Genomic DNA, 23,052 nt, shown 5'->3' with positions numbered 1-23,052 from the left:
ATGTCAGGTGAGGAGGAAATCGGCCTGGCCGGCCTTGGCACCCTGGATGAAGGCGGCGATCTCGCCGTTGGAGTAGATGAGCGCGGGGCCGTCGGGGTCGGCTGACTGGCGGACCGCCACCCTGCCGTCGGCCAGCTTCATGGCCTCGATGCAATTGCCCCCGTTACCACCGCTCCACGGCTTGTACCAGCCTTCGGTGCCGAGGTCGGCGGCCGGCATGCCGTTGTATATGTGGTTCATCACAGCTCCTTGCGGAAGTCCCTGAGGATTTCCTTCGTGCGTTGTGCAGTTGCGGCCTGAGCCGCCATTCGGTCCATGACCTCGAGATAGGAAGCCACCTCGGGGCGCGCGTCGAAGTAGACGGCGCCGGTCAGGTACTCGGTGTAGACCATGTCGGGGAGTTCGGGGACCGCGAAGCGGAAGAGGACGAACGGGCCGTACGTGCCCGGGTGGTGGCCGGTGGCGAACTCAGCGATCTGCAGGGTCACGTTGGGCAGCTCGGTCGCTTCGAGCAGGCGGTCGACCTGGGCGCGCATGGCATCGGGACTGCCGACGGGGCGGCGCAGGACGGTCTCGTCCATCACCACCCACAGCTTCGGCGCCTCCGCCTTGGTGAGAAGGGACTGACGTTCCATGCGGAGCGCCACATGGCGCTCGATGTCCGCGGGCCGGGTCTGCCCGACCGCGCCGGTGCGCAGGACGGAGCGCGCGTAGTCCTCGGTCTGCAGCAGGCCGGGAACGAAGTGCGGCTCGTACGTGCGCAGGAGGCTCGCGGCACCCTCCAGGCTGACGTACATGCTGAACCAGTCGGGCAGCACGTCGTGGAAACGCTGCCACCAGCCGGGCTTGTTGGCCTCTTCGGCGAGCTCGACGAAGGCGTCGGTCTCGTCGTCGGCGATGCCGTAGGCCTTGAGGAGGAGCTGGACGTACGGGATCTTCAGCCCGACCTCGGCGGTCTCCATCCTGCGTATGGTCCCAGGGGCGACACGGAGCACCTTCGCAGCCTGGTCGCGGCTCAGGCCGACGCGCTCCCGCAGATCCTGCAGGCGCTTGCCGAGAACGACCTGGCCCACGGTCGGGGCGGACCGCGGTTCGCTCACTTCAGACCTCCCGATGCGCTGTTGCGAGCAGTGTGCCATGCGCATGGCCCGAGGGACACAGTCACTCTGAATTTTTCAGAGTGCCTCTTGCCAAGTGTTCATGTCAGGGGGAGAGTTGGTGACCGAACCAAGTTCGCGTGATCGTGGCCACCCCGCCCAGGGGCGGTGCGAAGCGTGACACAGCCCCCACTGTGAGGAATCGGTCGTGGCACCTGGCAGTGCGCTCATCCCCCGGCTCATGGACCTCAGCCCCGGGACGGAGGCGCTCCGTTACTGCTTCGCGCTGCCGGCGCACCCCGAGTCGGTCGCCGGTGCCCGGCGTCTCACGCGCGCCCGGCTGGCGGACTGGGGGCTGACCGGGGACGCCCACGACGCGGCGGTGCTGATCGTCTCCGAGCTGGTCACCAACGCGGTGGTGCACACGGCGAGCACACGGGTCGTCTCCGAGCTGCGCTGCGACAGCGGCCGGCTGCGCATATCCGTACAGGACCAGGGACATCAGCCCGGCGGTCCCCGGCTGTCCCTCACCGCCGAGGGCGAGCACGGCCGCGGACTGCTGCTCGTCGACTCCATGAGCGCCGCCTGGGGGTCCCACGACGCGGGGAACCACTCGGGGCGCATCGTGTGGGCGGAACTGCCGTACGGGCCGGAGCGGACATGCTGAGGAACGCCCTGTCCCAGCTGCTCGGCGCGCGCCGCCCCCGTCCCGTGGAGGAGGACGGCACGCGGGGCCGGGTCCGGCTCCCGCTGCCGCCCGCCCTGTCGGCGAGCCTCGGCTGCGACGCGGTGGGCGTGCCCGCCCAGTACGGCTTCCGCCTGATGTCGCATCTGCCCCGCGCCGGCTGCGTGTTCGCCGACGCGGACCAGTGGTGGTGGATCGTCCCCTCGGGCTCCGACCTCGATCTGGACTGGCCGGAGCAGGCGTCCTACGCCGCCGGGGCCTACGTCCCGGCGGGGCGTCCCCGGCTGATCCATGCCCCGGACAGCCGTACGCCCTACACGCCGCCCATCCCGCTCTTCCTCATGGTGTGTCAGGTCACCGGTGTCGCGCCGTCCTGGGACCCGTCCGGCAGGCCGAGGGCCGTACCGGCCCCCTGACGGGGCGCCACCCGGTCAGGGCCGGTCGAGATAGGCCAGCCCGGGGTGGACCCCGGTGTACCCCTCGACCAGCCGGCGGGCCACCGAGACGGAGTCGACCAGGGGGTGCAGGGCGAAGGCCCGCACGGCCGCCGCCCGTGACCCGCTCTCCGCCGCTTCGAGCACCGCCCGCTCCACGGCCTTGACCGCGGTGACCAGCCCGACCGCGTGGTACGGGAGCGGGTCGACGGCGACGGGGTGCGCGCCGTTGGCGTCGACCAGGCACGGCACCTCGATCACGGCGTCGTCGTCGAGCACCTGGAGGGTGCCCCTGTTGCGGACGTCGAGGATCAGCGAGGTGCGTTCGTTGCGGGCGACGGCCCGCATCAGGGCGAGAGCCACCTGTTCGTAGCCCCCGGACTCCAGGTCGCTCTCCTCGCGCTCCCCGGCGCCGGCCACGTCCCGGTTCTCCGCCATGTACGTCGCCTCGCGTTCGGCGCGCGTACGGTCCCACGTGGCCAGGGGCGGGGCGGCCGGGTCCTTCATCCGGGCGTAGAAGCCCTCCTGCTGGTCGCGGAGGAAGGCTCCCCGGGTCTGCTCGGCGTCCTGGTAGGCGCGGACCGCCTCCCGGTTGAAGTAGTAGTAGTGCAGGTACTCGTTGGGGACCGAGCCCAGCGAGCGCAGCCAGTCGGGGCCGAAGAGCCTGCCCTCCTCGAACGAGCCGAGGAGCTCCGGGTCCGCGAGCAGGCGCGGGAGTTCGTCGCGGCCGTCGACCCACAGGCCGCGGACCCAGCCGAGGTGGTTGAGCCCGACGTAGTCGATCCATGCCCGGTCGGGGTCCGCGCCGAGGACCCGGGCGATACGGCGGCCGAGCCCCACCGGGGAGTCGCAGATGCCGATGACCCGGTCGCCGAGGTGCCGTGCCATGGCCTCGGTGACCAGGCCCGCCGGGTTGGTGAAGTTGATGACCCACGCGTCGGGGGCGAGCCTGGCGATGCGGCGGGCGACGGCCGTCGCCACGGGAACGGTGCGCAGCCCGTAGGCGATGCCGCCTGCTCCGACCGTCTCCTGGCCCAGGACGCCTTCGTCGAGCGCCACGCGCTCGTCCGCCGCGCGGCCCTCCAGCCCGCCGACCCGGATCGCCGAGAAGACGAAGTCCGCCCCCTTCAGGGCTTCGTCGAGATCATCGGTGGCGACGACGGCGGGCGCGTCTTCGACGCCCGCCGCCTGTTCCGCCAGGACCCGGGCGACGGCGGTGAGCCGGTCCGTGTCCGTGTCGTACAAGGTCACCCGTGAGACGCGGCCCTCGGCGTGATCGCCGAGCAGCGCCCCGTACACGAGAGGGACCCGGAATCCGCCGCCGCCAAGAATTGTCAGCTTCACGCTGCTCGATGGTACGGGGCAGGATGCCGGGTGCCCCGGACCCTGGGGGGTACGGGGCACCCGGCACGGCGTGCGGCGCCGGTATCAGTGGCCGCTCCACCAGCGCACGACGGCGTGCCAGACCCTCGACGGCCCGCTCCGCTGCGCCGGAATGACGGCTGCCTCCCCCGGGGCCGGCCCGTCGGCGCGCGCTCCGGCCGCGGTGTGGCCCGCGGGGGTGTGCCCGGCCGGGGGCCGAGCGGGACTCCGGTGGACGGCGGGCGAGGACACCTCCCAGTCGGCCCTCGACCGGGCGCGGGCCACCGCCGGCAGCGGCTCCGCGTCGATCTCCTGCTCCGGGGTGGGCGCGAAGCCCGCCGGCAGGTCCACCAGGTGCCGCGACATGAAGTTCCCGGCCCAGCTCAGGGCGTTCTCCTCGACGCTGAGCACCAGATCGGGCAGGCGCATCAGCAGGGCGTCGACACCCACGTCGGCGATCGCGCGCCCGATGTCCTGGCCGGGACACTCGTGGGGGCCGCTGCTGAACGCCATGTGCGCGCGGTTGCCCTCCATGTTGACGGTGAGGTCGGGCCGCACCGCGGGATCCGTGTTGGCCGGCGCGATGCCGACGATCAGGGCGTCCCCTGCCTTGATCTGCTGTCCGCCGAGCTCGGTGTCGCCCACCGCCCAGCGGCCCAGGACCGAGGTGAACGGCGGCTCGTCCCACAGCGTCTGCTCGACCGCCTCCGGCACGGTCATGTGCCCGCCGCTGAGCCTGGCCCGGAACCTCGGGTCGGTGAGGACCATGCGCAGCACGTTGGCGATCAGGTTGGTGGTCGTCTCGTAGGCGACGATGAGGACCACCCGCAGGTGCTCACTGACCTCCTTGTCGGTGAGGCCGGCGGGGTGTTCGACCAGCCAGGTGGCGAAGTCCTCGGCGGGCGCCGCCCGGCGGCGCTGTACGAGCCGGTCCAGCGCCCCGATCACGTAGGCGTTGCTCGCCACGGCGGTCTCCGAGCCCCGCGTCATGTCACGGGCGGCCTGCACCAGGCGGTCGCTGTACTCCTCCGGCATGCCGATGATCGCGCACATCACCATCATCGGGAGCCGCTCGGCGAACTGGCTGACCAGTTCGACGCGGCCCACCCGGCAGAAGTCGTTGACGAGCCGGTTGCTGTAACGGTTGATGTGGCGGCGCACGCCACGGGTGTCGATGCGCCCCAAGCTGTCGGTGACCGCGCCGCGCAGCCGTTCGTGCTCGACTCCTTCGGCGAAGGAGCACACGGGCTGCCAGGTGAAGAGCGGGGCGAGCGGGTGGTCCGGGGCCACGCTGCCGTCCTGCAGTGCCCGCCAGCGGCGCGAGTCGCGGGAGAACTGCGAGGGGGTTCGGGTCATGTGGAGGTTCTCGCTGTGCCCGAGCACCAGCCAGGCGGGCACGTCCTCGTGCAACAGGACGGGTGCCACCGTGCCGTGTTCGGCGCGCAGCTTCTCGTAGAGACCCGTGGGGTCCGCCTCGGCCTCGGGGCCGTACAGCCGGCGCAGCCCGCCGGGGCCGATGCCCATGCCGTGCGCGGGACATTGCGGGGGCGGCACCGGGCCGTGGGCCGATCCGGGTTCGTGCTGGAAGGGGGTTGTCACAGTGGCTCCAGGAAATGAGACGCGCCGGGGACCGGGCATGTGGGGACAGGGCCCGGTCGGAGGCAGTGGGCGTGCCGTCGTCAGGTGAGCGGCACGGCGAGGCGGTGCAGGTAACGCATCAGGGTCATCAGCACGTCGCGGCTGGAGGTGCGCAGCCGCGCGTCGCAGTCGATCATCGGCACCTCGTCCGGCAGGTCCAGGGCGCTGCGCAGGGCCTCGACGGGGTGGTGCGGGGCGTCGGGGAAGGTGTTGACCGCGACGACGAACGGGACGCCACGCTCCTCCAGCCTCCCGATGACGTCGAAACTGACCTGGAGCCGCCGGGTGTCGATGAGGACGACGGCTCCGAGCGCTCCTTCGAACAGTCCGTTCCACAGGAACCAGAAGCGTTCCTGGCCCGGGGTGCCGAACAGATAGAGGATCAGTTCCTCGCTGAGGCTGATCCGGCCGAAGTCCATGGCGACGGTGGTGGCGGTCTTGGTCTCCACACCCACGTTGTCGTCCACGCCGACACCGGCCTGGGTCATGGTCTCTTCGGTGGTCAGGGGCCGGATCTCGCTCACCGAGCCGACCATGGTCGTCTTGCCGACGCCGAACCCACCGACGACGACGACCTTCACCGCGGCCGTGGCCGTGCTGGGGAGGACGTCCTCGCTGCGGGGGCCCGTGATCGTGTCAGAGCTTCTGAAGTCCATGCATCACCGCTTCGAGGAGTGACCGGTCCGGGAGCGCGGCGCGGACGATGGGCGCGCGCGATTCGACCAGTTCGGTCGCCAGGAGTTCTGTCAGGAGCGAGGTGACCACGCTGAAGGGCAGGCTCAGATAGGCCGAGATCTCGGCGACGGACAACGGCGCCCTGCAGAGCCGCAGGATCGCGGCCTGCTCGGGCTGGACCGTGGGTGACGGCTCGGCCTGCGCCACCACCATCGTGACGAGGTCGAGTGCCGCGCGTTCGCCGTCGGGTGCGCCGGTGATCACGTACAGCCGTTCCGGGTCGCTCAACGCCGGTTCGGCCTTTCGGCGTTCTCGTCGGGGAGGACTCATCCGGGTTGCCCGTCATGGCGCGGAGGACTCGTCAGGTGCGCCCCGATCCGCACGACCATGTCGCGCATGCGGGCGCCCACCAGTCCGGCGTCGACCGTCTCGCCGGCCAGGACGGCGAGGTAGGCACCGGCGCCCGCCGCCATCAGGTAGAAGAATCCTCCGGTGACCTCGATGACGACGAGCTTCATCAGACCGTCGCTGTACGGGATCTCGGTGGCGACGGCCGCGGCGAGGCTCTGCAGCCCGGCGCAGGCGGCGGCGAGACGGTCGGCGACGTCCGGGTCACCGCCGTGCCGGGCGATACGGAGGCCGTCGGCGGAGAGCACCACGATCTGGTGGATGCTCGGTACGTCGTCGGCCAGTTCCTTGAGCATCCAGTCCATGTTTCCCCGCTGCTGGATCACTTCTCGTCTCCCTTGTCCCACGCGTCGTCAGAGTCTGTGTCGTTCCTGGGCTCCTTGGGCACACCGTTGACGGCCTGGGTGAAGGCCTCCAGCCAGAGGCCGGGCGGTGGCGTGGCGCCACCGCCACCGTGCCCGCTGTGCCCGTTGTGCCCGTTGTGCCCGTTGCGTGCGACGGGCTCTGCGGCCGGCGCGGACTGCTGCGGGAGATTGTGCGAACCGAGGGGTGCGCGCCCCCGGCTGCGGCGCTGCGGGAGCCCGCCGTCGGTCCACTCGGTCACGACGATCTCGTCGTCGCCGCCCAGGGCCGACGCGGCGGGCCCGGGTCGTGCGGCGGACACCGCCGGAGCCGGAGCGGTGGCGGGCGCGGGGGTGGACGACGCGAGCGACGGGACCGGACCGGTCGTGGTGCCGCGCGCCTTGTGCTTGCCGCGCGGCGGTACGACGTGCTGCATCTGCGACAGGTCGAGCGAGCTCTGCGGGCGCGAGGTGGCACCGATGCCGTGCGCGATGCCGGGTGCGGGCCCGGTGGTGATCATGTCGCGCGGCACGATGAGCACCGCGCGGACGCCTCCGTACGCGGACTGCCGCAGGGATACCTGGAGTTGGTACATCCGGGCCAGACGGCCGACCACAGCCATGCCCAGGCGCGGCGACTCCCCGAGGTCGTTCATGTTGATGCCGGCCTGCGCCTGGGCGAGCATGTTCTCGGCCCGCACCCGGGCCTCTTCGCTGAGGCTGACACCGCCGTCCTCGATCTCGATGGCGATACCGGTCTGCACCTCGACCGCGGTGACGTGCACCCGGGTCTGGGGCGGCGAATAGCGTGTCGCGTTGTCGAGGAGCTCGGCGCAGGCGTGGATGAGCGGTTCGACCGCGGTGCCGACGATGGCGACCTTGGCGATCGAGTGCAGATCGACGCGCTGGTACTCGAGGATCCGGGACATCGCTCCGCGCAGCACGCTGAACAGCGGTACCGCCTTGGGCCACTGACGGCTGGGCCGGGCACCGCCGAGCACGGCGATGGAGTCGGCGAGCCGCCCGATCAGCGCGGTGCCGTGGTCGATGCGGAGCAGGTCGTCGAAGACATCGGGGTTGCGGCCGTGGTGATCCTCCATCTCCCGGAGTTCACTGGCCTGCCGGTGGACGATGGCCTGGACGCGGCGGGCGACGCTGACGAAGGCGCGCTGCGCGGAGTCACGCATCGCCTCCTCATTGTCGATGATGTCGAGGACCTGCAGGACCAGGGCGCGTTGGGCCCTGGGGAGGTCGCGGTACGACTCGTCCGCGTCGACGATGTCGCGCATCACTTCCTGCGGCGAGTTGCTGGCGCGCAGCCGGCGGATCGCGGCGGGCAGGAGTTCCTTGCTGAGCCGTACGGTCTCCTGGTCGTACGAGGCGATGCGCTGTTCCAGGAAGGCGATGCGCTGTTCGTACGCGGCTCGCTGGACGCGCATCGCCCGGCGCCGGCGGTTCAGCACGACGGTGAGCGTGGCGACCACGACGGTGGCGATCGCGCCGCACCAGACGACCGCCGCACGCGTGGCCCCGGTGACCGGCACCGCGCCCGCGGCGGTGGCACCGGCCATCAGCACAAGGGGCAGGAGAGCGGCGCGTACTACGGGGACGTCTCTGTTGGTCGGCGGTGATTCAACACGGACCATCTAAACCCTCTGGCGGTTGATTCGGGAGGTATACGCACTTGCACGGACAGGTATGAACAAGTGCCCTGATTCATCTCAACTCGACTTCACTGCGCGTGAGCCTAACCAGATCAGAACAGTGCTTCGGCATATTCGCCCAACCCCCTGCGCGAGCCCGCCGGCGGTAATACACTCGCCAGTTTTCGCACTCACCGCCGTCGAGCGTGCGCAGGGAGTAACGGCACCAGGGAATCGGGAGGAAGCAGACAAGTACGTCCCACTCTGCGGGACGTCGCGTCGGCGCAGGCGGCAAGGGGTACCGGCTAATTTGCAGCAAGAATGGAGAATTGCGGGTACACGCAAGCGAAATTCATCGACGCGTACGAATATATGTGTACCTCAGAGCGGGACGAGGGCACATGTGATCGAATCGGATCGAAAGGAGCAGATCCGTGAGCGACGGACGGATGTGCGAGCACTCAGGTGCAGCGCCCCGGAGAGTCGCACCTCGCGGCGCCGGGCGTCGGCACCGGGCGCTGTGGCCGCCGGTCACCCTCTCCACCCCTCACGGTCGGTGAGCACCGGCCAACGGGCGCGACACACCGCCCGTCACCGAACCGACGGGCCCGCGGCACACCGTCCGCAATCGAACCGACGGGCCCGCGGCACACCGTCCGCAACGGAAGTCGTGACTCCCTCAGCGACGGCCGCCGCCGAGCCGGCCCTCCAGCTGCACCAGCAGCTCGCCGAGCTGTCCGCTGAGCCCGCTGCGGGTCTCCTCGTCGAGCCCGGAGAGCACCGACCGCTCATAGGCGAGCTGTTCGGGCAGCAGCCGGTCGACCAGAGCCCGTCCGGCCTCCGTCAGCCCCACGTGGGCGACCCTGCGGTCCCTGTCGTCGCTGCGACGGGCGATCAGACCTGCCTCCTGCAGGACGCGCAGCCGCTTCGTGACGGCCGCACCGGACGAGAAGGTCTCGCGGGCCAGCTCGCCGGGGGTGAGCTCGCGGTCGGTCCGCCGCATCGCACCGAGCAGATCGAATTCGGCACGGGTCAGACCGGCGGCCCGCAGGGGCGCGTCCTCCGCCTGCTGGAGGAGGGCCGCGCAGCGGTTGATACGGCCGATGAGCTCCATCGGTCCGGTGTCCAGCCCCGGGCTGACGGCCTGCCACTGCCGTACCACCGAGGCCACGATGTCGTCGGTCACACCGCTCCGTTCGCCGGGGTCAGGGTGATCAGCCCCTGCCGTTGTGCTGTCGCCGCGAGCGTACGGTGTCCTGCCTGCTCAGCGGCGAGCAACTCTTCCTCGGGCAGGGCGCGCTGCCACCATTCGCCCGATGCGACGTCACTGGCGTCACGCAGCTCGACGAGGGAGGCGGTGAGCCGCCTGCGTGCCGTTCCGAGCGCCAGGTGGTCCGCCGCCGGGTCCGCGACGGACCGCTCCGCGCGCTCCCGGGCCTCGGCCGTAGCGGCGAGGGCCCGTTCCACACGGCCGGACGCCCGGCGGTTGGTGACCGCGACCACGGCGAGGAATCCCGCGGCGACACCCACGAGTGTGTCCAGGGCACGGTCGGCGATGAGCTGCCCGGCGGGCTGCGATCCGCCGAATTCCAGGATCAGCAGGGCCATCGGGGTGACCGCGACGGAGCCGAGCCAGTAGTTGCGGGTGATCAGGGCCTCGGCGGCGAAGTTGAAGAACAGGACGCACAGCACGAGGACGAGCGGGCTGACCCGGGCGAGCGGGACGACGGCCGCGAAGACCAGCACTCCGAGGAGGTTGCCGACCGTCCGCTGCAGGGCCCTGCTCCACGAGAGGCTGAGATTGGGCTGGTAGACGGAGGCCGCGGTCACGACGGCCCAGTACGGGTGGCCCACGCCGAGCGCCCAGGACACGTAGCCGGCCAGGGCGCACCCGACGAGCGTGCGGACGGCGATCGGCAGCACCGGGGAGCCGGGGCCGAGCGCGCGCAGCAGCCCGCGCCGGGCTTCGCGGCGTCCCCGCCGCATCCGCCGTCCGGCCCGTTCGGCGTCGATCCCGAAGAGCTGCTCGACGGTGCCGGGAGCGGGCGGCGGGGCGGGGACGGGCCCACGGCTCCGGGTCCTCGCCGCCCATTCCTGCAGCTCTTGGGGGCCGGCACCGCCGACGCGCCCGCCGACCGCGGTGGTGGCGAGGGCCCGCTCGGCGTGGACGACCAGCCGCTCCAGGCCCTGCCGCACGGGGGTGGGACGGCCGGCGGCCAGCAGGGACTGCCAGGCGGCCTGGACCGCCGCCGCCGCGGCGTGGCGGGTCCGGGGGCCGGGATCCGCCGCGTACGCCGCGGCGGCGTCGAGCGCGCGGGCCGTGGCGAGGCGTTCGGGCCCTTCCCTGCGCCAGAGGGCAGGGCCTGCGGTGACCAGCCAGGAGAAGGCGCCGGCGGCCAGCATCAGGGCCAGGTGCCCCGGCACCCGGCCGAGCTCCTGCGGGGCGAAGAGGGCTGCCGACGTGACGAAGGCGAAGATCACATTGCCGGGTGGGCCGATGCGGGACGCGTCGCAGAACGTCTTCTGCACGGCCGCGAGCAGCGCGCCCACGGCGATGAGCACGGCGGTCGAATCGGTGAGCGAGGCGGCGACCAGGGAGACGGCCAGGCCCGCGGCCATCCCGAGGATCACCCGGAGGACGGTGTGGGCCCTGCGGGCGTACGGCAGGTTGTGCCCGTAGAGCGCACAGAGCGATCCCGCCATCGTGTACATGACGAGGTCGAGGCGGTCGAGGGAGTACAGCAGCAGATTCGGGACCACGGAGGCGACCACCACGCTCAGAGCGGGCTTGTACCAGATCTCCGCAGGGCTCTTCAGCCGCAGGACACCGGTGACCGGAAGTCTGTGGACGGATGGCTTCCGGGGTCGCACGGCTGTATCACTCACCCATTTAGATTAACAGGTGTTACACACGTAAAATATCTGGAGTGCGCTTCGGAGAGGCCGGGCCACAACGGGCGGAAGTCTCCACCTCCTTGACCTGAAGCGCGGTCGAGCTTCTAGCGTCACCTCCGATCGCTCATCGGACGACGGGAGGAACGCACTCATGATCCTCGTGACCGGAGCCACCGGAAACATAGGCAGCAGTCTTCTTCGAGAGCTGCACGCGGCCGGCGTCGGACCGCTGAGGGGGCTCACCCGCGATGCCTCACGGGCAGCCTTCCCCGAAGGGGTCGAGGCAGTGGAGGGCGACTTCACGGATCCGGCTTCGCTGAAGCCCGCCCTGGAGGGGGTGCGCTCGCTGTTCCTCGTGTCGCGCCTGGGGCCGGACGCCGAGATCCTCGAGACCGCCCGGCAGTCGGGCGTGGAACACGTGGTGCTGGTCTCCTCGATCACCGTCAGGACCCACCCCCACCTCGGCCCCGCGGCCGAGAACCTGGCAGTCGAGCAGTTGCTCAAGGGCACCGGCATGGCCTGGACGATCCTGCGGCCGACACAATTCGCCTCGAACGCCCTGATGTGGGCCGATTCCATCCGCGCGCACGAGACCGTCGACGCGCCGTACGCGGACACCGCGCTGCCGACCGTCCACCCCGCGGACATCGCATCGGTGGCGCGGGTGGCACTGACCGGGCCCGGCCACCGCGGACGCACGTACACCCTGACCGGACCGGAGCCGGTGACGGCCCGCCAGCAGGTCGAGGCCATCGCGGCGGCACTGGGCCGGGAGGTGCCCTTCACCGAGATCAGCCGTCGGCAGGCCCACGCGCGGATGGCTGCCGTCTTCGGCCCCGAGGCCGCGGAGGCGGTGCTGGACGTCACAGGCGGAGACGTCAACGACGAACTGCTGGCGGTACGCGACACGGTCGCACAGATCACCGGATCCCCGGCCCGGCCCTTCCGGCAATGGGCCTCGGAGAACGTCACCGCGTTCCGCTGAGCGGCCCGCACCGGGACGGGCGCGGGCGGTCCGGCCTATTCAGGCACCCGGAAGGCCTCGGCGGCGTCCGCGACCCGACGCATCAGGGCGAAGAGCGTCCGCTGCTCGTCGGCGGAGAGCGGGCCGAGGAAGACCTGGTTCATCCCGGCCGTACGCAGGGCGAGCCGCCGGTGGGTGCGGGCACCCTCGTCCGTGAGGCGGAGCAGGAAGCGGCGCCCGTCGTCCGGATCGCGCACCTTGTCCAGCAGCTCCCGGCGCAGCAGCCGGGTGATCACCTCGGCGACGGTGGACCGGTCGAGGCCGACGCGCTCCCCCACCGTCCGCTGGTCGAGGCCCGGTTCGGCGGTCAGGGCGTTGAGGACGGCGAACTGGGGCGAGGTGATCTCCTGGGAGACCATCGTGTTCCAGAGCAGGTGGTGCGCCTGCTGGAGGCGCCGCGCCAGGTGCCCGGGGTGGGTGCTCAGGTCGACCGCCTGCACGGCACCGTCCTCTCACTGTCGGCCGTAGGCCGCCGGCTGCTTCGGCCGATCGACCGAAGATACACAGTGTACTGAGGGTCTTGACCGCAACAGCACGCCCTGGATAGCTTCATGCCCATCAGACTTTAGTCAGTGCACTGAGCATTATCCGCAATTCACGGAGCCGTGACATGACCGCACGTGACGTTCCCGCACATCCGCTGCCCGACGGGATGAGCCAGCAGGAGATCGACTCCGAGGTGGCCCGGGCCCAGGCGGCGGCCGAGCCGGGCGCCCACCACCCGCCGCGCGACTACCCCCCGTACCGCAGCAGCCACTTCCGTCACCCGCACCGCTCCCTCATCCCCGTGCGCGACCCCGAGGCGGTCGAGCTGTCCGGGCCCGCCTTCGGCGTGACGGACGTGACGGCTCTGGACCGCGACCTCACCGCGCAGCACACCGGCGAGCCCCTCGGGGAGCGCATCACCGTCACCGGCCGGGTGCTGGACCGGGCCGGCCGGCCGGTGCGGGGGCAGCTCGTCGAGGTGTGGCAGGCCAACGCCTCCGGGCGGTACGCCCACCAGCTCGACCAGCACCCGGCGCCCCTCGACCCGAACTTCACCGGGTTCGGACGCTGCCTGACCGACGACGACGGCGGCTACGCGTTCACGACCGTCAAGCCGGGTGCCTACCCGTGGCGCAACCACACCAACGCCTGGCGCCCCGCGCACATCCACTTCTCGCTGTTCGGCACGTCGTTCAGCCAGCGGCTCGTCACCCAGATGTACTTCCCGGGTGATCCGCTGCTCCCCTACGACCCGGTCATCCGCTCCGTCACGGACCGGCCCGCGCGCGAGCGGCTGATATCGGCGTACGACCACGACCTGTCCGTCCCGGAGTGGTCCCTCGGCTACCGCTGGGACATCGTCCTCGACGGACCGTGCGCCACCTGGACCGAGGAAGAAGGCGACGCCTGATGTCCCACGCCCCGACGCCCTCCCAGACCGTGGGCCCCTTCTACGGCTACGCGCTCCCCTTCCCCGGCGGCAACGAGGTCGCCCCGGCCGGGCACCCCGGCACGGTCACGGTGCACGGCCACGTGCGCGACGGCCGGGGCGACCCTGTGCCCGACGCGATCGTCGAGACCTGGCAGCCCTCGCCCGACGGGTCGCGCACCGGTCTCCCTGGCACACTCCGCCACGACCCCTCGACGGGCAAGGTGATCGGACGCGACGGCGTGGACTTCACCGGCTTCGGCCGGGCGCCGACGGACGCGGCCGGGCGCTGGTTCGTCCGTACGCTCCCGCCCGGTGGCGCCCCGTACATCTGTGCGGCCGTATTCGCCCGCGGTCTGGTCCACCACCTCTACACCCGCGTCTATCTCCCCGATCTGCTCGACGAGGGTGCGGATGCGGGCGATCCGCTGCTGGGGTCGCTGGACGCGGAGCGGCGCGCCACACTGATCGCGACACGCACGGACGCCCGCACCTACCGCTTCGACATCCGTCTCCAGGGCGACGACGAGACGGTCTTCCTGGAGTTCAGCTGATGCACGAGAGCGACGCCGGGCTCCTCGCCCCCGGGCGGGCCGGTTCCGCCGCCGAGGCCGCCACCGGCGACCACGCCTTCCTGCAGGCTCTCCTGGACGCGGAGGCGGCGCTCACCCGGGCCTGTTCCGCCTCCGGACTCGCCCCCGCCGGGGCGGGGCGGGCGGTCACCGAGGCCGCGGACGCCGGCCGCTTCGACGTGAGGGAGCTGGCCCTGGGCGCGCGGGACGGCGGCAATCCGGTGATCCCGCTGGTCGCCGCCCTTTCGGGGGCCGTCGACGAGGAGCTGCGGCCCTTCGTCCACCGGGGCGCGACCAGCCAGGACATCCTCGACACGGCGGCGATGATGGTGGCGTCCCGGACCCTGGCGCTCGTCCTCGACGATATGGGGCGGACCGCCGACGCGCTGGAGCGGCTGGCGGTGAAGCACCGCGACACGCCGATGCCCGGCCGCACCCTGACCCAGCACGCCGTGCCGACGACGTTCGGCCTCAAGGCCGCCGGCTGGCGGTCACTGGTGCTCGACGCGCGGGACCGGCTGCGGACCGTGCGCGGCACCCTCCCCGCCCAGCTCGGCGGTGCGGCGGGCACGCTGGCCGCCTTCTCCTCGGGTGACGGGGGCCCGGTCGGGCTCGCACTCGTCACGGCGTACGCGGAGGAACTGGGTCTGGCCGAACCGCTGCTGCCCTGGCACACCCTGCGCACCCCGGTCGCCGACCTGGCCGGAGCGCTCGCCTTCACCGCGGGTGCGCTCGGCAAGGTGGCAGCCGACGTGCTCACGCTCTCCCGCACCGAGATCGCCGAGGTCGCCGAGGGGTCCGGCGGCGGGTCCTCCGCTATGCCGCACAAGGCGAACCCGGTCCGCGCCACCCTGATCGCCGCGGCGGCCCGCCGCGCGCCCGGGGCGGCGGCCACGCTGTACGGCTCGCTCGCCGCCGAGGACGAGCGGCCCGCCGGCGCCTGGCACGCCGAGTGGGAGCCCTTGCGCGACCTGCTGCGTCTGGCCGGCGGCGCCGCGAGGGACGCGGCCGAACTCGCCGAGGGACTCAGGGTGTTCCCAGCGGCCATGCGGAGTCATCTGGGGCTGACCGGCGGACTGATCGTCTCGGAGCGGCTGGCCGCCGTCGCCGCCGGGCGGGTGGGCCGCGCCCGCGCCGAGGAGATCCTCACCCAGGCCGCCACCCTGGCCCGTGACGAGGGCAGGCCCCTCGCCGAGATCCTCGCGGCCGAACCCGCCTTCGACGGCCTGGACCTCGCCGAACTGACCGACCCCGCCCGGTACACCGGCTGTGCCGGGCCCCTCACCGACCGCGCCCTGGAGCGCCGATGACCATGACCCCCGACCGCCTCCTCCACCACCGCGCCGAAGGCCCGGCGGACGCTCCCCCGCTCCTGCTCGGCCCGTCGCTCGGCACCTCCACCGCGCTCTGGGACGGGGTCGCCCCCGAACTCACCGCCGCGCACCGGGTCGTACGGTGGGACCTACCCGGGCACGGCGGATCGTCCGCCGGGCTCATCGCCCCGGGCGCGGGAATCGCCGACCTGGGCGAGCTGGTCCTGGCACTCGCCGACTCGCTGTCGCTGGAGCGGTTCTCGTACGCCGGGGTCTCGCTGGGCGGGGCCGTGGGCCTCTGGCTCGCGATCCACCACCCCGATCGCGTCGACCGCCTGGCCGTCGTCTGTTCGTCCGCCCACTTCGGCGACCCGGGCCCCTGGCGGGAGCGGGCCGCGCTGGTGCGCGCCGAGGGCCTCGGCAAGGTGGCGGAGAGCGCGGCCGGCCGCTGGTTCACCCCCGGATTCACCGAACCCCGGCTGCTCGACGACCTCCTGGCCACCGACCCTTCGGCGTACGCCGCGTGCTGCGACGTGCTCGCCGACTACGACGTGCGGTCCGGGCTGTCCGGAGTACGGGCGCGGACCCTGGTCGTCGCCGGCCGCGAGGATCCGGCCATGCCGCCCTCGCACGCCCGGGAGATCGCCGACGGCATCCCCGGCGCCGCGCTGACGGAGCTGCCGCACGCCTCCCACCTGGCTCCCGCCGAGCGCCCGGAGGCCGTGCGGGAGGCACTGCGCGCCCACTTCGCACCCCGGCAGCGCGGGAGCGGGACGGCGGTGCGCCGTGAGGTGCTGGGCGACGCGCACGTGGACCGGGCGCAGGCGGCGACCACCGAATTCACCGCCCCTTTCCAGGAGTTCATCTCCCGCTACGCCTGGGGCGAGGTCTGGACGGACCCGACGCTGTCCCGGCGCGAGCGCAGTCTGATCACGCTGACCGCCCTGGTCGCCCACGGCCACCTCGGCGAGCTGGCGATGCATGTCCGCGCGGCGGTGGGCAACGGCCTCAGCCCACGGGAAATCGGTGCCGCGCTCCTGCAGACGGGGGTCTACTGCGGCGTCCCCGCGGCGAATTCGGCGTTCGCGGTGGCCGAAAGGGTGCTCTCCGAGATGGCGGAGGCGGAGCGGACGAGGGAGGCGGACGGACCTCAGCCGGGCTGACCGTCGCCCCGGACGCGGGCGTGGACGTGCATGTCGTGCCATCCGTCGGCGTGCAGGTTTCCCCGCCTGCGAATGCCCTCGAACGGGAAACCGGCCTTGGCCGCGACACGGCAGGACGCCTCGTTCTCCGTCGAGTGGACGAGTTCGAGGCGCTCGAAGCCGGCCTCCTCACCGAAGGCCCACCGGCGCACCGCGCCGACCGCCCGGGGCGCGACGCCCTGCCCACGGGCGGCGGGGAGGACCCAGTAGGCGCACTCGGCGAATCCGACGGCCGGGACCAGGCCCCGCAGCGCGAGCCGCCCGAGCACCTCGTCACGCCCTTCCTCCCCGGGCCCGACGATCGCCCAGTGGATGTCGGTCTCGGTGTACCAGGCCGACGTCCACTGCTCGATCCAGGATGCGGCCTCCTCCTCCGAGTCGGCCCTGCGCATGTGCCATCGCTGGATCGCGGGATCGGAGAAGGCGGTGAGGACGGCAGGCGCGTCCGCCGGCCGCCAGGGACGCAGGAGCAGTCGGCCGTCGACGGGGAGCGAAGGCTGCGGGGACGAGGAGAGCCGTCCCGGCGGGATGTGCGGAGACACCAGCATCGGCATGACCGCCATCCTGCCGGACGCCGGGCCGGTCGCCCCGGAGATCAGCCGAAGCCGCGGGCGTCCTGCTTGAGTGCGGTGTCCACGGTCAGCGCCGTCGCCACGACGAGGCTCAGCAGCGGCTCGGAGAGCTGGTAGTGGATCTGCAGCACGTAGTTGTCCGCCGTGGTGAACATGGTCTTCGCCAGGCCTTCCCAGGTCTTGGTGATCCGGGCTATCTCGGCGTCGTTGTGGTCGACGATGGCGAAGTTCCAGGCGCGCCAGTTCTCGGCCTTGATCGCTCCGACCTTCTGCCCGTCGACCGTCATGGCGAAATTGATCTTGCCGATGGCGTTCTGCTGGACGATCTCGCCGACGGGCTGTCCGTCCGGGCGCTGCACGACGACCCGGGACTTGATGAACTTGGCCGGCCGGGTCAGGAGAAGCTGCGGCTGCCCGTAGGCGTCGCGGATCTCCAGGCGGTGCGTGAGGTACTGGTCGATGCTGGAGACGAACCTGAGCACCTTGCGCAGCGCGCTCTGGCCGACCTGGACTACCGAACCGACCGTGTTGCCCTGCTGGTCGAAGACGCGGTACTCGTTCGTGACCTCGATCAGCTTGGCCTTCTGGTTCACGACCAGGACCTGCTGGTTGAACAGTGATCCGGCGCCGGGCGCGCCCTGCTGGGGGGCCGCGTGCTGCTGCGGGGCTGCCTGCTGCTGCGGGGCGAACTGCTGCGGGGCTGCCTGCTGCTGCGGGGCGAACTGCTGCGGGGCTGCCTGCTGCTGCACCGCTGCGGGCGCCTGGGCCTGAGCGGGCGCCGCGGCCTGAGCGGGCGCGTGCCCCTCGGCCGGGTGCGTGTGCTCGGTCCAGCGGGAGCCGTCCCAGTAGCGCAGCAGCTGGGGCGCGCCATGGGGATCCGGATGCCAACCCGCAGGTACGTTCGATTGCGTCGTCACCGGGGCACACTATCCTGCCAAGTTGTGGGCCGAACTCATTGAAGATTCACACACCATCTACGATGGCGGCGATGACCGGAGCGAGCGGACCGACGGACCGGCGACGGAGCGGCAAGGGCCTGCCCGTCGCGCTGGGCTGGGCTCTGATGCTCGTAGCGATGTTCCTCTGCTGCTCCCCGGCCGCCACGGCCGCAGCCCCGGGCGTGGCCTCCTCCGGGAACGCCGCCAGAGCCTTCACCCCTGTGCCCGAAGCCGTCGTCTCGGTCGTCGTGGCCGATGCCCCGGACGAACGCGGCATCGGCAGCTCCTGCCACGGGGTGACGGACCACTCGACGGCCGTCGTCCTGCCCGGCCACCCCGCTCCTGTCGCCCTGCCCTGCCCCTCGGCAGTGCTCCGGGCCGCACCCCTCACCGGCGCCGCCGCCATCCGCGGGCCCTCGAACGACAGCGTGGACGCCGTCGACCGACTGCGCCTCCAGGTCCAGCGGATCTAGGCCTCTCGTCCCGTTCGGACCGTGCCGGGCTCGGCTGATCCGAACGACAGACCCAGGCCCACCCGGGTCCGTCCTCCGCGCGGCCGACGCGCAGGAGGCGGCTCTCCGTGTGCCCCTTCCCCGCGTGGCGCGCCGTGCGCGCACGCAATCCGCTGATCCCGAGGACCTGACATGGCTTCCGCCAAGAACCAGAACACCCCAGCCGCCGCGCGCCGCGCCAAGCTCGACGAGGCCCGTCGCAAGGAGCGGGCCCGCGAGCGCCGCAGCCGCGTCATCACCATCACCGCGGCCGTCGTCGTGCTCGCCGGCCTCGTCGCCGGGGGCGGCTACCTGATGTCGGCCGCCGACGAGCAGGACAAGGCCGAGGAGCAGGCCAGGACCTCGCCGGTCACCGGCGAGAAGTCCTGGGACGACCTGACCCAGGACCACGTCGAGACGCCCGTCGACTACCCGATGAACCCGCCCGTCGGCGGGAACCACGACCCGGTCTGGATGAACTGCGACGCCGACGTCTACACCAAGGCGATACCGGACGAGAACGCGGTCCACTCCCTGGAGCACGGCGCCGTCTGGGTCACGTACAACGACAAGGCGGAGGAGGCCGACGTCAAGGCGCTCTCCGAGCGCGTCGCGAAGACGCCCTACTCGCTGATGAGCCCCGTGGCCGACCAGAAGGACCCGCTGATGCTCAGCGCCTGGGGCAAGCAGCTCACCGTGGAGAGCGCGACCGACGCGCGCGTCACGCAGTTCTTCACCAAGTACGTCCAGGGCGCACAGACCCCCGAGCCGGGCGCCGCCTGCTCGGGCGGGGTCGCCGGGTGACCGCGTCCGCGAAGGCTCCCCGCTCACTGGTGTGGGCCGGGGCCCTGGTGTTCGTGGTGGCCGCGGGGCTCGTGCTGCTGATGGTCGTACGTCCCTCGGCCGCCTCCCCGTCCGGCTCCGGGGCCGCTCCCCCGGAGAGCTCGGCGGACGTGGGGTTCGCGCGGGACATGTCGGTCCACCACCAGCAGGCGGTGGAGATGGCGTTCGTCGTCCGGGACCGCACCGAGGACGAGGCCGTGCGACGGCTCGCCTACGACATCATCAACACCCAGGCCAACCAGCGGGGCATGATGCTGGGCTGGCTGGAGTCCTGGGGCAGGGCCAAGAGCACGGACCGGCCTCCGATGGAGTGGATGGGGCACCCCGTCACGCCGTCCGACGGCTCCCTCATGCCGGGCATGGCGACGGACACCGAGCTGGACGGGCTCCGCGCGGCACGGGGCAGGGACGCCGAGGTGCTGTTCCTGCGGCTGATGACCGTCCATCACCGCGCGGGCGCCGACATGGCGAGGGCTGCCGCCGACTCGGCCGCCACGGACGAGATCAGGAATCTGGCAGGGGGCATGGCCCGGGCGCAGGAGTCGGAGATCTCGCTGATGGCGGACATGCTGGAGACCCGCGGCGCGAAGCCCTGACCCTTCACCGCAGCGGTGTCATGGGTCCGGCGGCCGCCGCCACCGGACCCATGACACCGGGAATTCACCTGCCGCCCGTGTCGTCCTCATGGCCACGACACCGGTGCACCGCCCCGTCGCCCGAAACTTCCTGACGAGTCATGGACACGTCCCTCTCACGACAGGAAGCACTGTGCGCATGCACCGCTCCCCTCGCCTGGCGGCCTCCGCCCTCCTCGGTACGGCGCTCATCACCCTCGTCCCGCTGTCCCCCGCCCACGCACGGTCGCTCCCGGCCGTCGGCGCGACCGCGGAGACCGCGGCGCTGTACGACGACGAGGCCGGCGGCAACGCCAACGCGGACGACCCGGCGATCTGGCGCAACGACGCCGCTCCCGGGCGCAGCCTGGTCGTGGCCACCGCCAAGGAGGGCGGACTCCGCGTCTACGGCCTGGACGCGGCCCTGGTCCAGTCGGTCACTGCACCGGCCGCCGCCACCGAGGAGGACGCGCCGGGGAGGTTCAACAACGTCGACCTCGTGACCGGGCTCCGCACCCCGGCAGGCCGGGCCGACGTGGCCGTGGTGAGCGACCGTGGCAACGACCGCCTGCGCATCTACCGCATCGACCCCTCGCAGCCCGGCGGCCCGCTGAAGGACGTCACCGATCCCGGTGCCGCCCCGGTCTTCTCGGCGGATCAGGCCGAGATCAACGAGCAGCGGACCGCGTACGGACTCGCCACCTGGCAGGACCGCTCCACCGGGCGCTCGTACGCGCTCGTCAGCCGGCGCAACACCACGGACCTCGCGCTGCTGGAACTGCGGCCGACCGCGGCGGGCACGGTGGGCTACCGCCTGGTGCGCACCCTCTCCCTCCCTTCCTCCTTCCGGCTCCCGGGCGGCACCTCGTGGACGCCCTGCGGCGAGCCGGGTGAGCTGCCGCAGGTCGAGGGCATGGTCGTCGACCCGGCCAACGGCACGCTGTACGCAGGGCAGGAGGACGTCGGCATCTGGCGGCTGCCGGCCGGGCTGAACGGGCGCCCGGTCCTGGTGGACAAGGTGCGGGAGTACGGCGTACCGGGGACGTACGACCCGGAGACCGAGGAGTGCGTGCCGGGGGAGGACCCCGGGCACGGCGGCAAGCGGCTGGCGGCCGACGTGGAGGGGCTGACCCTCTTCCGCAAGTCCGGCGGCGACGGCCACCTCATGGCGTCCGGGCAGGGTGACAACACCTTCGCCCTGTACGACCGCGAGGTCTCCGAGGGCAACGCGTACGAGGGCGGCTTCCGCGTCACCGCCGTGTCGGCCGACCTCGACGGCAGCGAGGAGTGCGACGGTGCCGCCGTGCTCGACGAGCCGCTGGGCGCACGCTACCCGCGCGGGCTGCTGGTGGTGCAGGACGGCCACGAGACCTCGGCGTCGGGGAGCGAGGAGGGCCGGGAGGCCACCGGCTTCAAGTTCGTCGACCTGGGCGCCGTGACGGACGCGGCGGATCTGTAGCCCGCCGCCCGGGCTCTGCCGTGAGCCGGGTCGCGAGGGGGATCGCATAGGCTCGTCGACGATATGAAGAGCTACCTCACGCCCCTGGGGTCCAAGGCCGACAAGGACACCGTGCGCCGGCACAACCTGAGCCTCGTCCTGCGTGCCGTACGGGACGAGGGCGAGGCCGGCGAGGCCACCCGCGCCGGAGTGTCGGCGCGGGTCGGGCTCACCCGGGCCGCGGTGTCCTCCCTGGTCGAGCAGCTGCTGGACAGCGGCTTCGTCACCGAGTCGGGCAAGACGTTCAGCGGACAGGCCGGGCGTCCCGGCACGGCCCTGAAAGTGGCGCGCACGGGGCCCGCGGGGCTGGGCGTGGAGATCAACATCGACTACGTGTCGGTGTGCGTGGTGGATCTGGCGGGCACCGGCCGGGTGCGGCAGACCGAGCACCTGGACAATCGCGGCGCACCGCCGGAGGAGGTCCTGGCCCGGGCGGCGCGGATCGCCGCCCGCACCCTCGACTCGGCGCGGGAGCAGGAGCTGTCGCCGGTCGGTACCGCGCTCGCGCTGCCGGGACTCGTCTCGGGCGGCTCGGTGCGCCAGGCCCCGAACCTGGGCTGGAACCAGGTCCCCGCCGAGGAGCTGTTCGCCGACGCGCTCGCGGCTCTGCGCCCCGGCACGGCACCCCTGCCCGTGCGCTCCGAGAACGAGGCGAACCTCGCGGCCCTGGCCGAGCTCTGGTTCGGCGGGCTCGGCGACGTCCGCAGCTTCCTCTACCTGACGGGCGAGATCGGCGTCGGCGGGGCCCTGGTACTCAATGGCGAACTGCTGCGCGGCGCGCACGGCTTCGCCGGGGAGATCGGGCATGTGGTGGTGGATCCCACCGGCCCCGAGTGCCGGTGCGGCTCGCGCGGCTGCCTGGAGCAGTACGCCGGCCAGTCGGCCCTGTTGCGGGCGGCCGGCATCGGCGAGGGGGCGGGCGGGGCCACCGGAGTGATGGAACTGGAACGGCGGGCGCAGGCGGGTGACCCCGTGACGCTGGCCGCCGTGGCCGACGCCGGCCGGATGCTGGGGCAGGTACTGTCCGGCGCGGTCAATCTGTTCGACCCGGACGCGGTGGTGCTCGGCGGGATATACCGCGGCCTGATGCCGTGGCTCTCACCGCGGGCCGACGCGGAGCTGACGGACCGCGTGGTGTCCGGCCTCTGGTCCCGGGGCGGTGGCAGGCTGCGCGCGTCGTCCGTCGCGGGCGACGCGGCGCGGGGCGCGGCGGCGCTGGTGGTGCAGGACGTGCTGGCCGACCCCGTCGCCTACGCGGGGACCGCGCCGGTGGACGCCTGACGGCGGGTCCCGCCGGTCCGGGGCGCCCGGTGTGGTGTGTCGGGTGCCCCGGGGGGTGGGTCAGCGGACGCCGAGGAGGTGTTCCATGGCGAGCTGGTCGAGGGCTTCGAAG

25 protein-coding genes are annotated in these 23,052 nt (G+C 72.3%); 12 read left to right on the top strand and 13 right to left on the bottom strand.

The window, feature by feature from the left end:
• Nucleotides 1–3: 3 nt before the first annotated feature.
• On the bottom strand, nt 4–240 hold the full coding sequence (locus ACFUNE_RS28270) for a DUF397 domain-containing protein (protein ID WP_014049581.1): 237 nt from the start codon (nt 238–240) through the stop codon (nt 4–6).
• The gene (locus ACFUNE_RS28265) at nt 240–1,100 is read right to left on the bottom strand and encodes a helix-turn-helix domain-containing protein (protein ID WP_383573860.1); all 861 of its coding nucleotides are present in this window, start codon (nt 1,098–1,100) and stop codon (nt 240–242) included. Before ACFUNE_RS28265 ends, ACFUNE_RS28270 begins: the two co-directional genes overlap by 1 nt.
• A 205-nt stretch (nt 1,101–1,305) precedes the next feature.
• Between ACFUNE_RS28265 and ACFUNE_RS28260 the strand changes: the two genes are divergently transcribed.
• Nucleotides 1,306–1,764, top strand: coding sequence for an ATP-binding protein (locus ACFUNE_RS28260; RefSeq protein WP_383573858.1), 459 nt, complete (start codon nt 1,306–1,308; stop codon nt 1,762–1,764).
• Nucleotides 1,758–2,198, top strand: a complete 441-nt coding sequence (locus tag ACFUNE_RS28255) for a hypothetical protein (protein ID WP_383573857.1) — start codon at nt 1,758–1,760, stop codon at nt 2,196–2,198. The genes ACFUNE_RS28260 and ACFUNE_RS28255 overlap by 7 nt, the downstream gene beginning before the upstream one ends.
• A 15-nt stretch (nt 2,199–2,213) precedes the next feature.
• Here the strand turns inward: ACFUNE_RS28255 and ACFUNE_RS28250 are convergent, their stop codons facing one another.
• From ACFUNE_RS28250 to ACFUNE_RS28215, 8 genes are all read right to left on the bottom strand, one after another.
• Nucleotides 2,214–3,560, bottom strand: a complete 1,347-nt coding sequence (locus ACFUNE_RS28250) for a 6-phospho-beta-glucosidase (RefSeq protein ID WP_383573855.1) — start codon at nt 3,558–3,560, stop codon at nt 2,214–2,216.
• 84 nt (nt 3,561–3,644) lie between these two features.
• Entirely contained in the window at nt 3,645–5,177 is a 1,533-nt protein-coding gene (locus tag ACFUNE_RS28245; protein WP_383573853.1) for a cytochrome P450, read from the bottom strand.
• An 80-nt stretch (nt 5,178–5,257) separates the two neighbouring features.
• The gene (locus ACFUNE_RS28240; protein WP_383573852.1) at nt 5,258–5,872 is read right to left on the bottom strand and encodes an ATP/GTP-binding protein; all 615 of its coding nucleotides are present in this window, start codon (nt 5,870–5,872) and stop codon (nt 5,258–5,260) included.
• Nucleotides 5,853–6,221: a DUF742 domain-containing protein gene (locus ACFUNE_RS28235; protein WP_383573850.1), complete on the bottom strand. Its 369-nt coding sequence runs from the start codon at nt 6,219–6,221 to the stop codon at nt 5,853–5,855. The genes ACFUNE_RS28240 and ACFUNE_RS28235 overlap by 20 nt, the downstream gene beginning before the upstream one ends.
• The gene (locus ACFUNE_RS28230; RefSeq protein WP_383573848.1) at nt 6,218–6,625 is read right to left on the bottom strand and encodes a roadblock/LC7 domain-containing protein; all 408 of its coding nucleotides are present in this window, start codon (nt 6,623–6,625) and stop codon (nt 6,218–6,220) included. Before ACFUNE_RS28230 ends, ACFUNE_RS28235 begins: the two co-directional genes overlap by 4 nt.
• Complete coding sequence (locus ACFUNE_RS28225) at nt 6,622–8,286, bottom strand: sensor histidine kinase (RefSeq protein WP_383573846.1); 1,665 nt, start codon at nt 8,284–8,286, stop codon at nt 6,622–6,624. The genes ACFUNE_RS28230 and ACFUNE_RS28225 overlap by 4 nt, the downstream gene beginning before the upstream one ends.
• Before the next feature lie 676 nt (nt 8,287–8,962).
• Nucleotides 8,963–9,469: a MarR family winged helix-turn-helix transcriptional regulator gene (locus ACFUNE_RS28220; RefSeq protein WP_383573844.1), complete on the bottom strand. Its 507-nt coding sequence runs from the start codon at nt 9,467–9,469 to the stop codon at nt 8,963–8,965.
• Nucleotides 9,466–11,169 carry an FUSC family protein gene (locus ACFUNE_RS28215; RefSeq protein ID WP_383573843.1) on the bottom strand — a complete coding sequence of 568 codons (1,704 nt, stop codon included), beginning with the start codon at nt 11,167–11,169 and terminating at the stop codon, nt 9,466–9,468. Before ACFUNE_RS28215 ends, ACFUNE_RS28220 begins: the two co-directional genes overlap by 4 nt.
• Before the next feature lie 160 nt (nt 11,170–11,329).
• On the opposite strand from ACFUNE_RS28215, the gene ACFUNE_RS28210 reads away from it, so the two are divergent.
• Complete coding sequence (locus ACFUNE_RS28210; RefSeq protein ID WP_383573841.1) at nt 11,330–12,163, top strand: NAD(P)H-binding protein; 834 nt, start codon at nt 11,330–11,332, stop codon at nt 12,161–12,163.
• Nucleotides 12,164–12,198: 35 nt separating this feature from the next.
• Here ACFUNE_RS28210 and ACFUNE_RS28205 read toward each other — a convergent pair whose 3' ends face one another.
• Nucleotides 12,199–12,642, bottom strand: a complete 444-nt coding sequence (locus ACFUNE_RS28205) for a MarR family winged helix-turn-helix transcriptional regulator (RefSeq protein ID WP_383573839.1) — start codon at nt 12,640–12,642, stop codon at nt 12,199–12,201.
• Nucleotides 12,643–12,854: 212 nt separating this feature from the next.
• Between ACFUNE_RS28205 and pcaH the strand changes: the two genes are divergently transcribed.
• The 4 genes from pcaH to pcaD are packed head-to-tail and all read left to right on the top strand — an operon-like array spanning nt 12,855 to nt 16,664.
• The gene (gene pcaH, locus ACFUNE_RS28200; RefSeq protein ID WP_383574134.1) at nt 12,855–13,598 is read left to right on the top strand and encodes a protocatechuate 3,4-dioxygenase subunit beta; all 744 of its coding nucleotides are present in this window, start codon (nt 12,855–12,857) and stop codon (nt 13,596–13,598) included.
• Nucleotides 13,598–14,170 carry a protocatechuate 3,4-dioxygenase subunit alpha gene (gene pcaG / locus ACFUNE_RS28195; RefSeq protein WP_383573837.1) on the top strand — a complete coding sequence of 191 codons (573 nt, stop codon included), beginning with the start codon at nt 13,598–13,600 and terminating at the stop codon, nt 14,168–14,170. The genes pcaH and pcaG overlap by 1 nt, the downstream gene beginning before the upstream one ends.
• A complete protein-coding gene (pcaB, locus tag ACFUNE_RS28190; RefSeq protein ID WP_383573835.1) occupies nt 14,170–15,498 on the top strand; it encodes a 3-carboxy-cis,cis-muconate cycloisomerase in 1,329 nt (442 codons plus the stop codon). Before pcaG ends, pcaB begins: the two co-directional genes overlap by 1 nt.
• Nucleotides 15,495–16,664: a 3-oxoadipate enol-lactonase gene (gene pcaD / locus ACFUNE_RS28185; protein ID WP_383573833.1), complete on the top strand. Its 1,170-nt coding sequence runs from the start codon at nt 15,495–15,497 to the stop codon at nt 16,662–16,664. Before pcaB ends, pcaD begins: the two co-directional genes overlap by 4 nt.
• Here the strand turns inward: pcaD and ACFUNE_RS28180 are convergent.
• Together ACFUNE_RS28180 and ACFUNE_RS28175 are read right to left on the bottom strand one after the other, a co-directional pair.
• Entirely contained in the window at nt 16,652–17,257 is a 606-nt protein-coding gene (locus ACFUNE_RS28180) for a GNAT family N-acetyltransferase (RefSeq protein WP_383573832.1), read from the bottom strand. The two genes, pcaD and ACFUNE_RS28180, sit on opposite strands and share 13 nt — an antisense overlap.
• 41 nt (nt 17,258–17,298) lie before the next feature.
• A complete protein-coding gene (locus ACFUNE_RS28175; RefSeq protein WP_383573831.1) occupies nt 17,299–18,192 on the bottom strand; it encodes a phospholipid scramblase-related protein in 894 nt (297 codons plus the stop codon).
• 62 nt (nt 18,193–18,254) lie between these two features.
• On the opposite strand from ACFUNE_RS28175, the gene ACFUNE_RS28170 reads away from it, so the two are divergent.
• From ACFUNE_RS28170 to ACFUNE_RS28150, 5 genes are all read left to right on the top strand, one after another.
• On the top strand, nt 18,255–18,686 hold the full coding sequence (locus ACFUNE_RS28170) for a hypothetical protein (RefSeq protein WP_383573830.1): 432 nt from the start codon (nt 18,255–18,257) through the stop codon (nt 18,684–18,686).
• A 171-nt stretch (nt 18,687–18,857) separates the two neighbouring features.
• Nucleotides 18,858–19,508 (top strand): DUF3105 domain-containing protein, encoded by a 651-nt coding sequence (locus ACFUNE_RS28165; RefSeq protein WP_383573829.1) that lies wholly within the window; start codon nt 18,858–18,860, stop codon nt 19,506–19,508.
• Nucleotides 19,509–19,588: 80 nt separating this feature from the next.
• A complete protein-coding gene (locus ACFUNE_RS28160) occupies nt 19,589–20,143 on the top strand; it encodes a DUF305 domain-containing protein (protein WP_383574132.1) in 555 nt (184 codons plus the stop codon).
• 178 nt (nt 20,144–20,321) lie between these two features.
• Nucleotides 20,322–21,620, top strand: a complete 1,299-nt coding sequence (locus ACFUNE_RS28155; RefSeq protein WP_383573828.1) for a phytase — start codon at nt 20,322–20,324, stop codon at nt 21,618–21,620.
• 63 nt (nt 21,621–21,683) lie between these two features.
• Nucleotides 21,684–22,940 carry an ROK family protein gene (locus tag ACFUNE_RS28150; RefSeq protein WP_383573826.1) on the top strand — a complete coding sequence of 419 codons (1,257 nt, stop codon included), beginning with the start codon at nt 21,684–21,686 and terminating at the stop codon, nt 22,938–22,940.
• Nucleotides 22,941–23,052: the final 112 nt, after the last annotated feature.

Source organism: Streptomyces sp. NPDC057287 (assembly GCF_042667905.1).
Lineage (GTDB): Bacteria > Actinomycetota > Actinomycetes > Streptomycetales > Streptomycetaceae > Streptomyces.
Note: the sequence above shows the minus strand (reverse complement) of the source record. Positions and strands in the feature narration are given on the sequence as shown.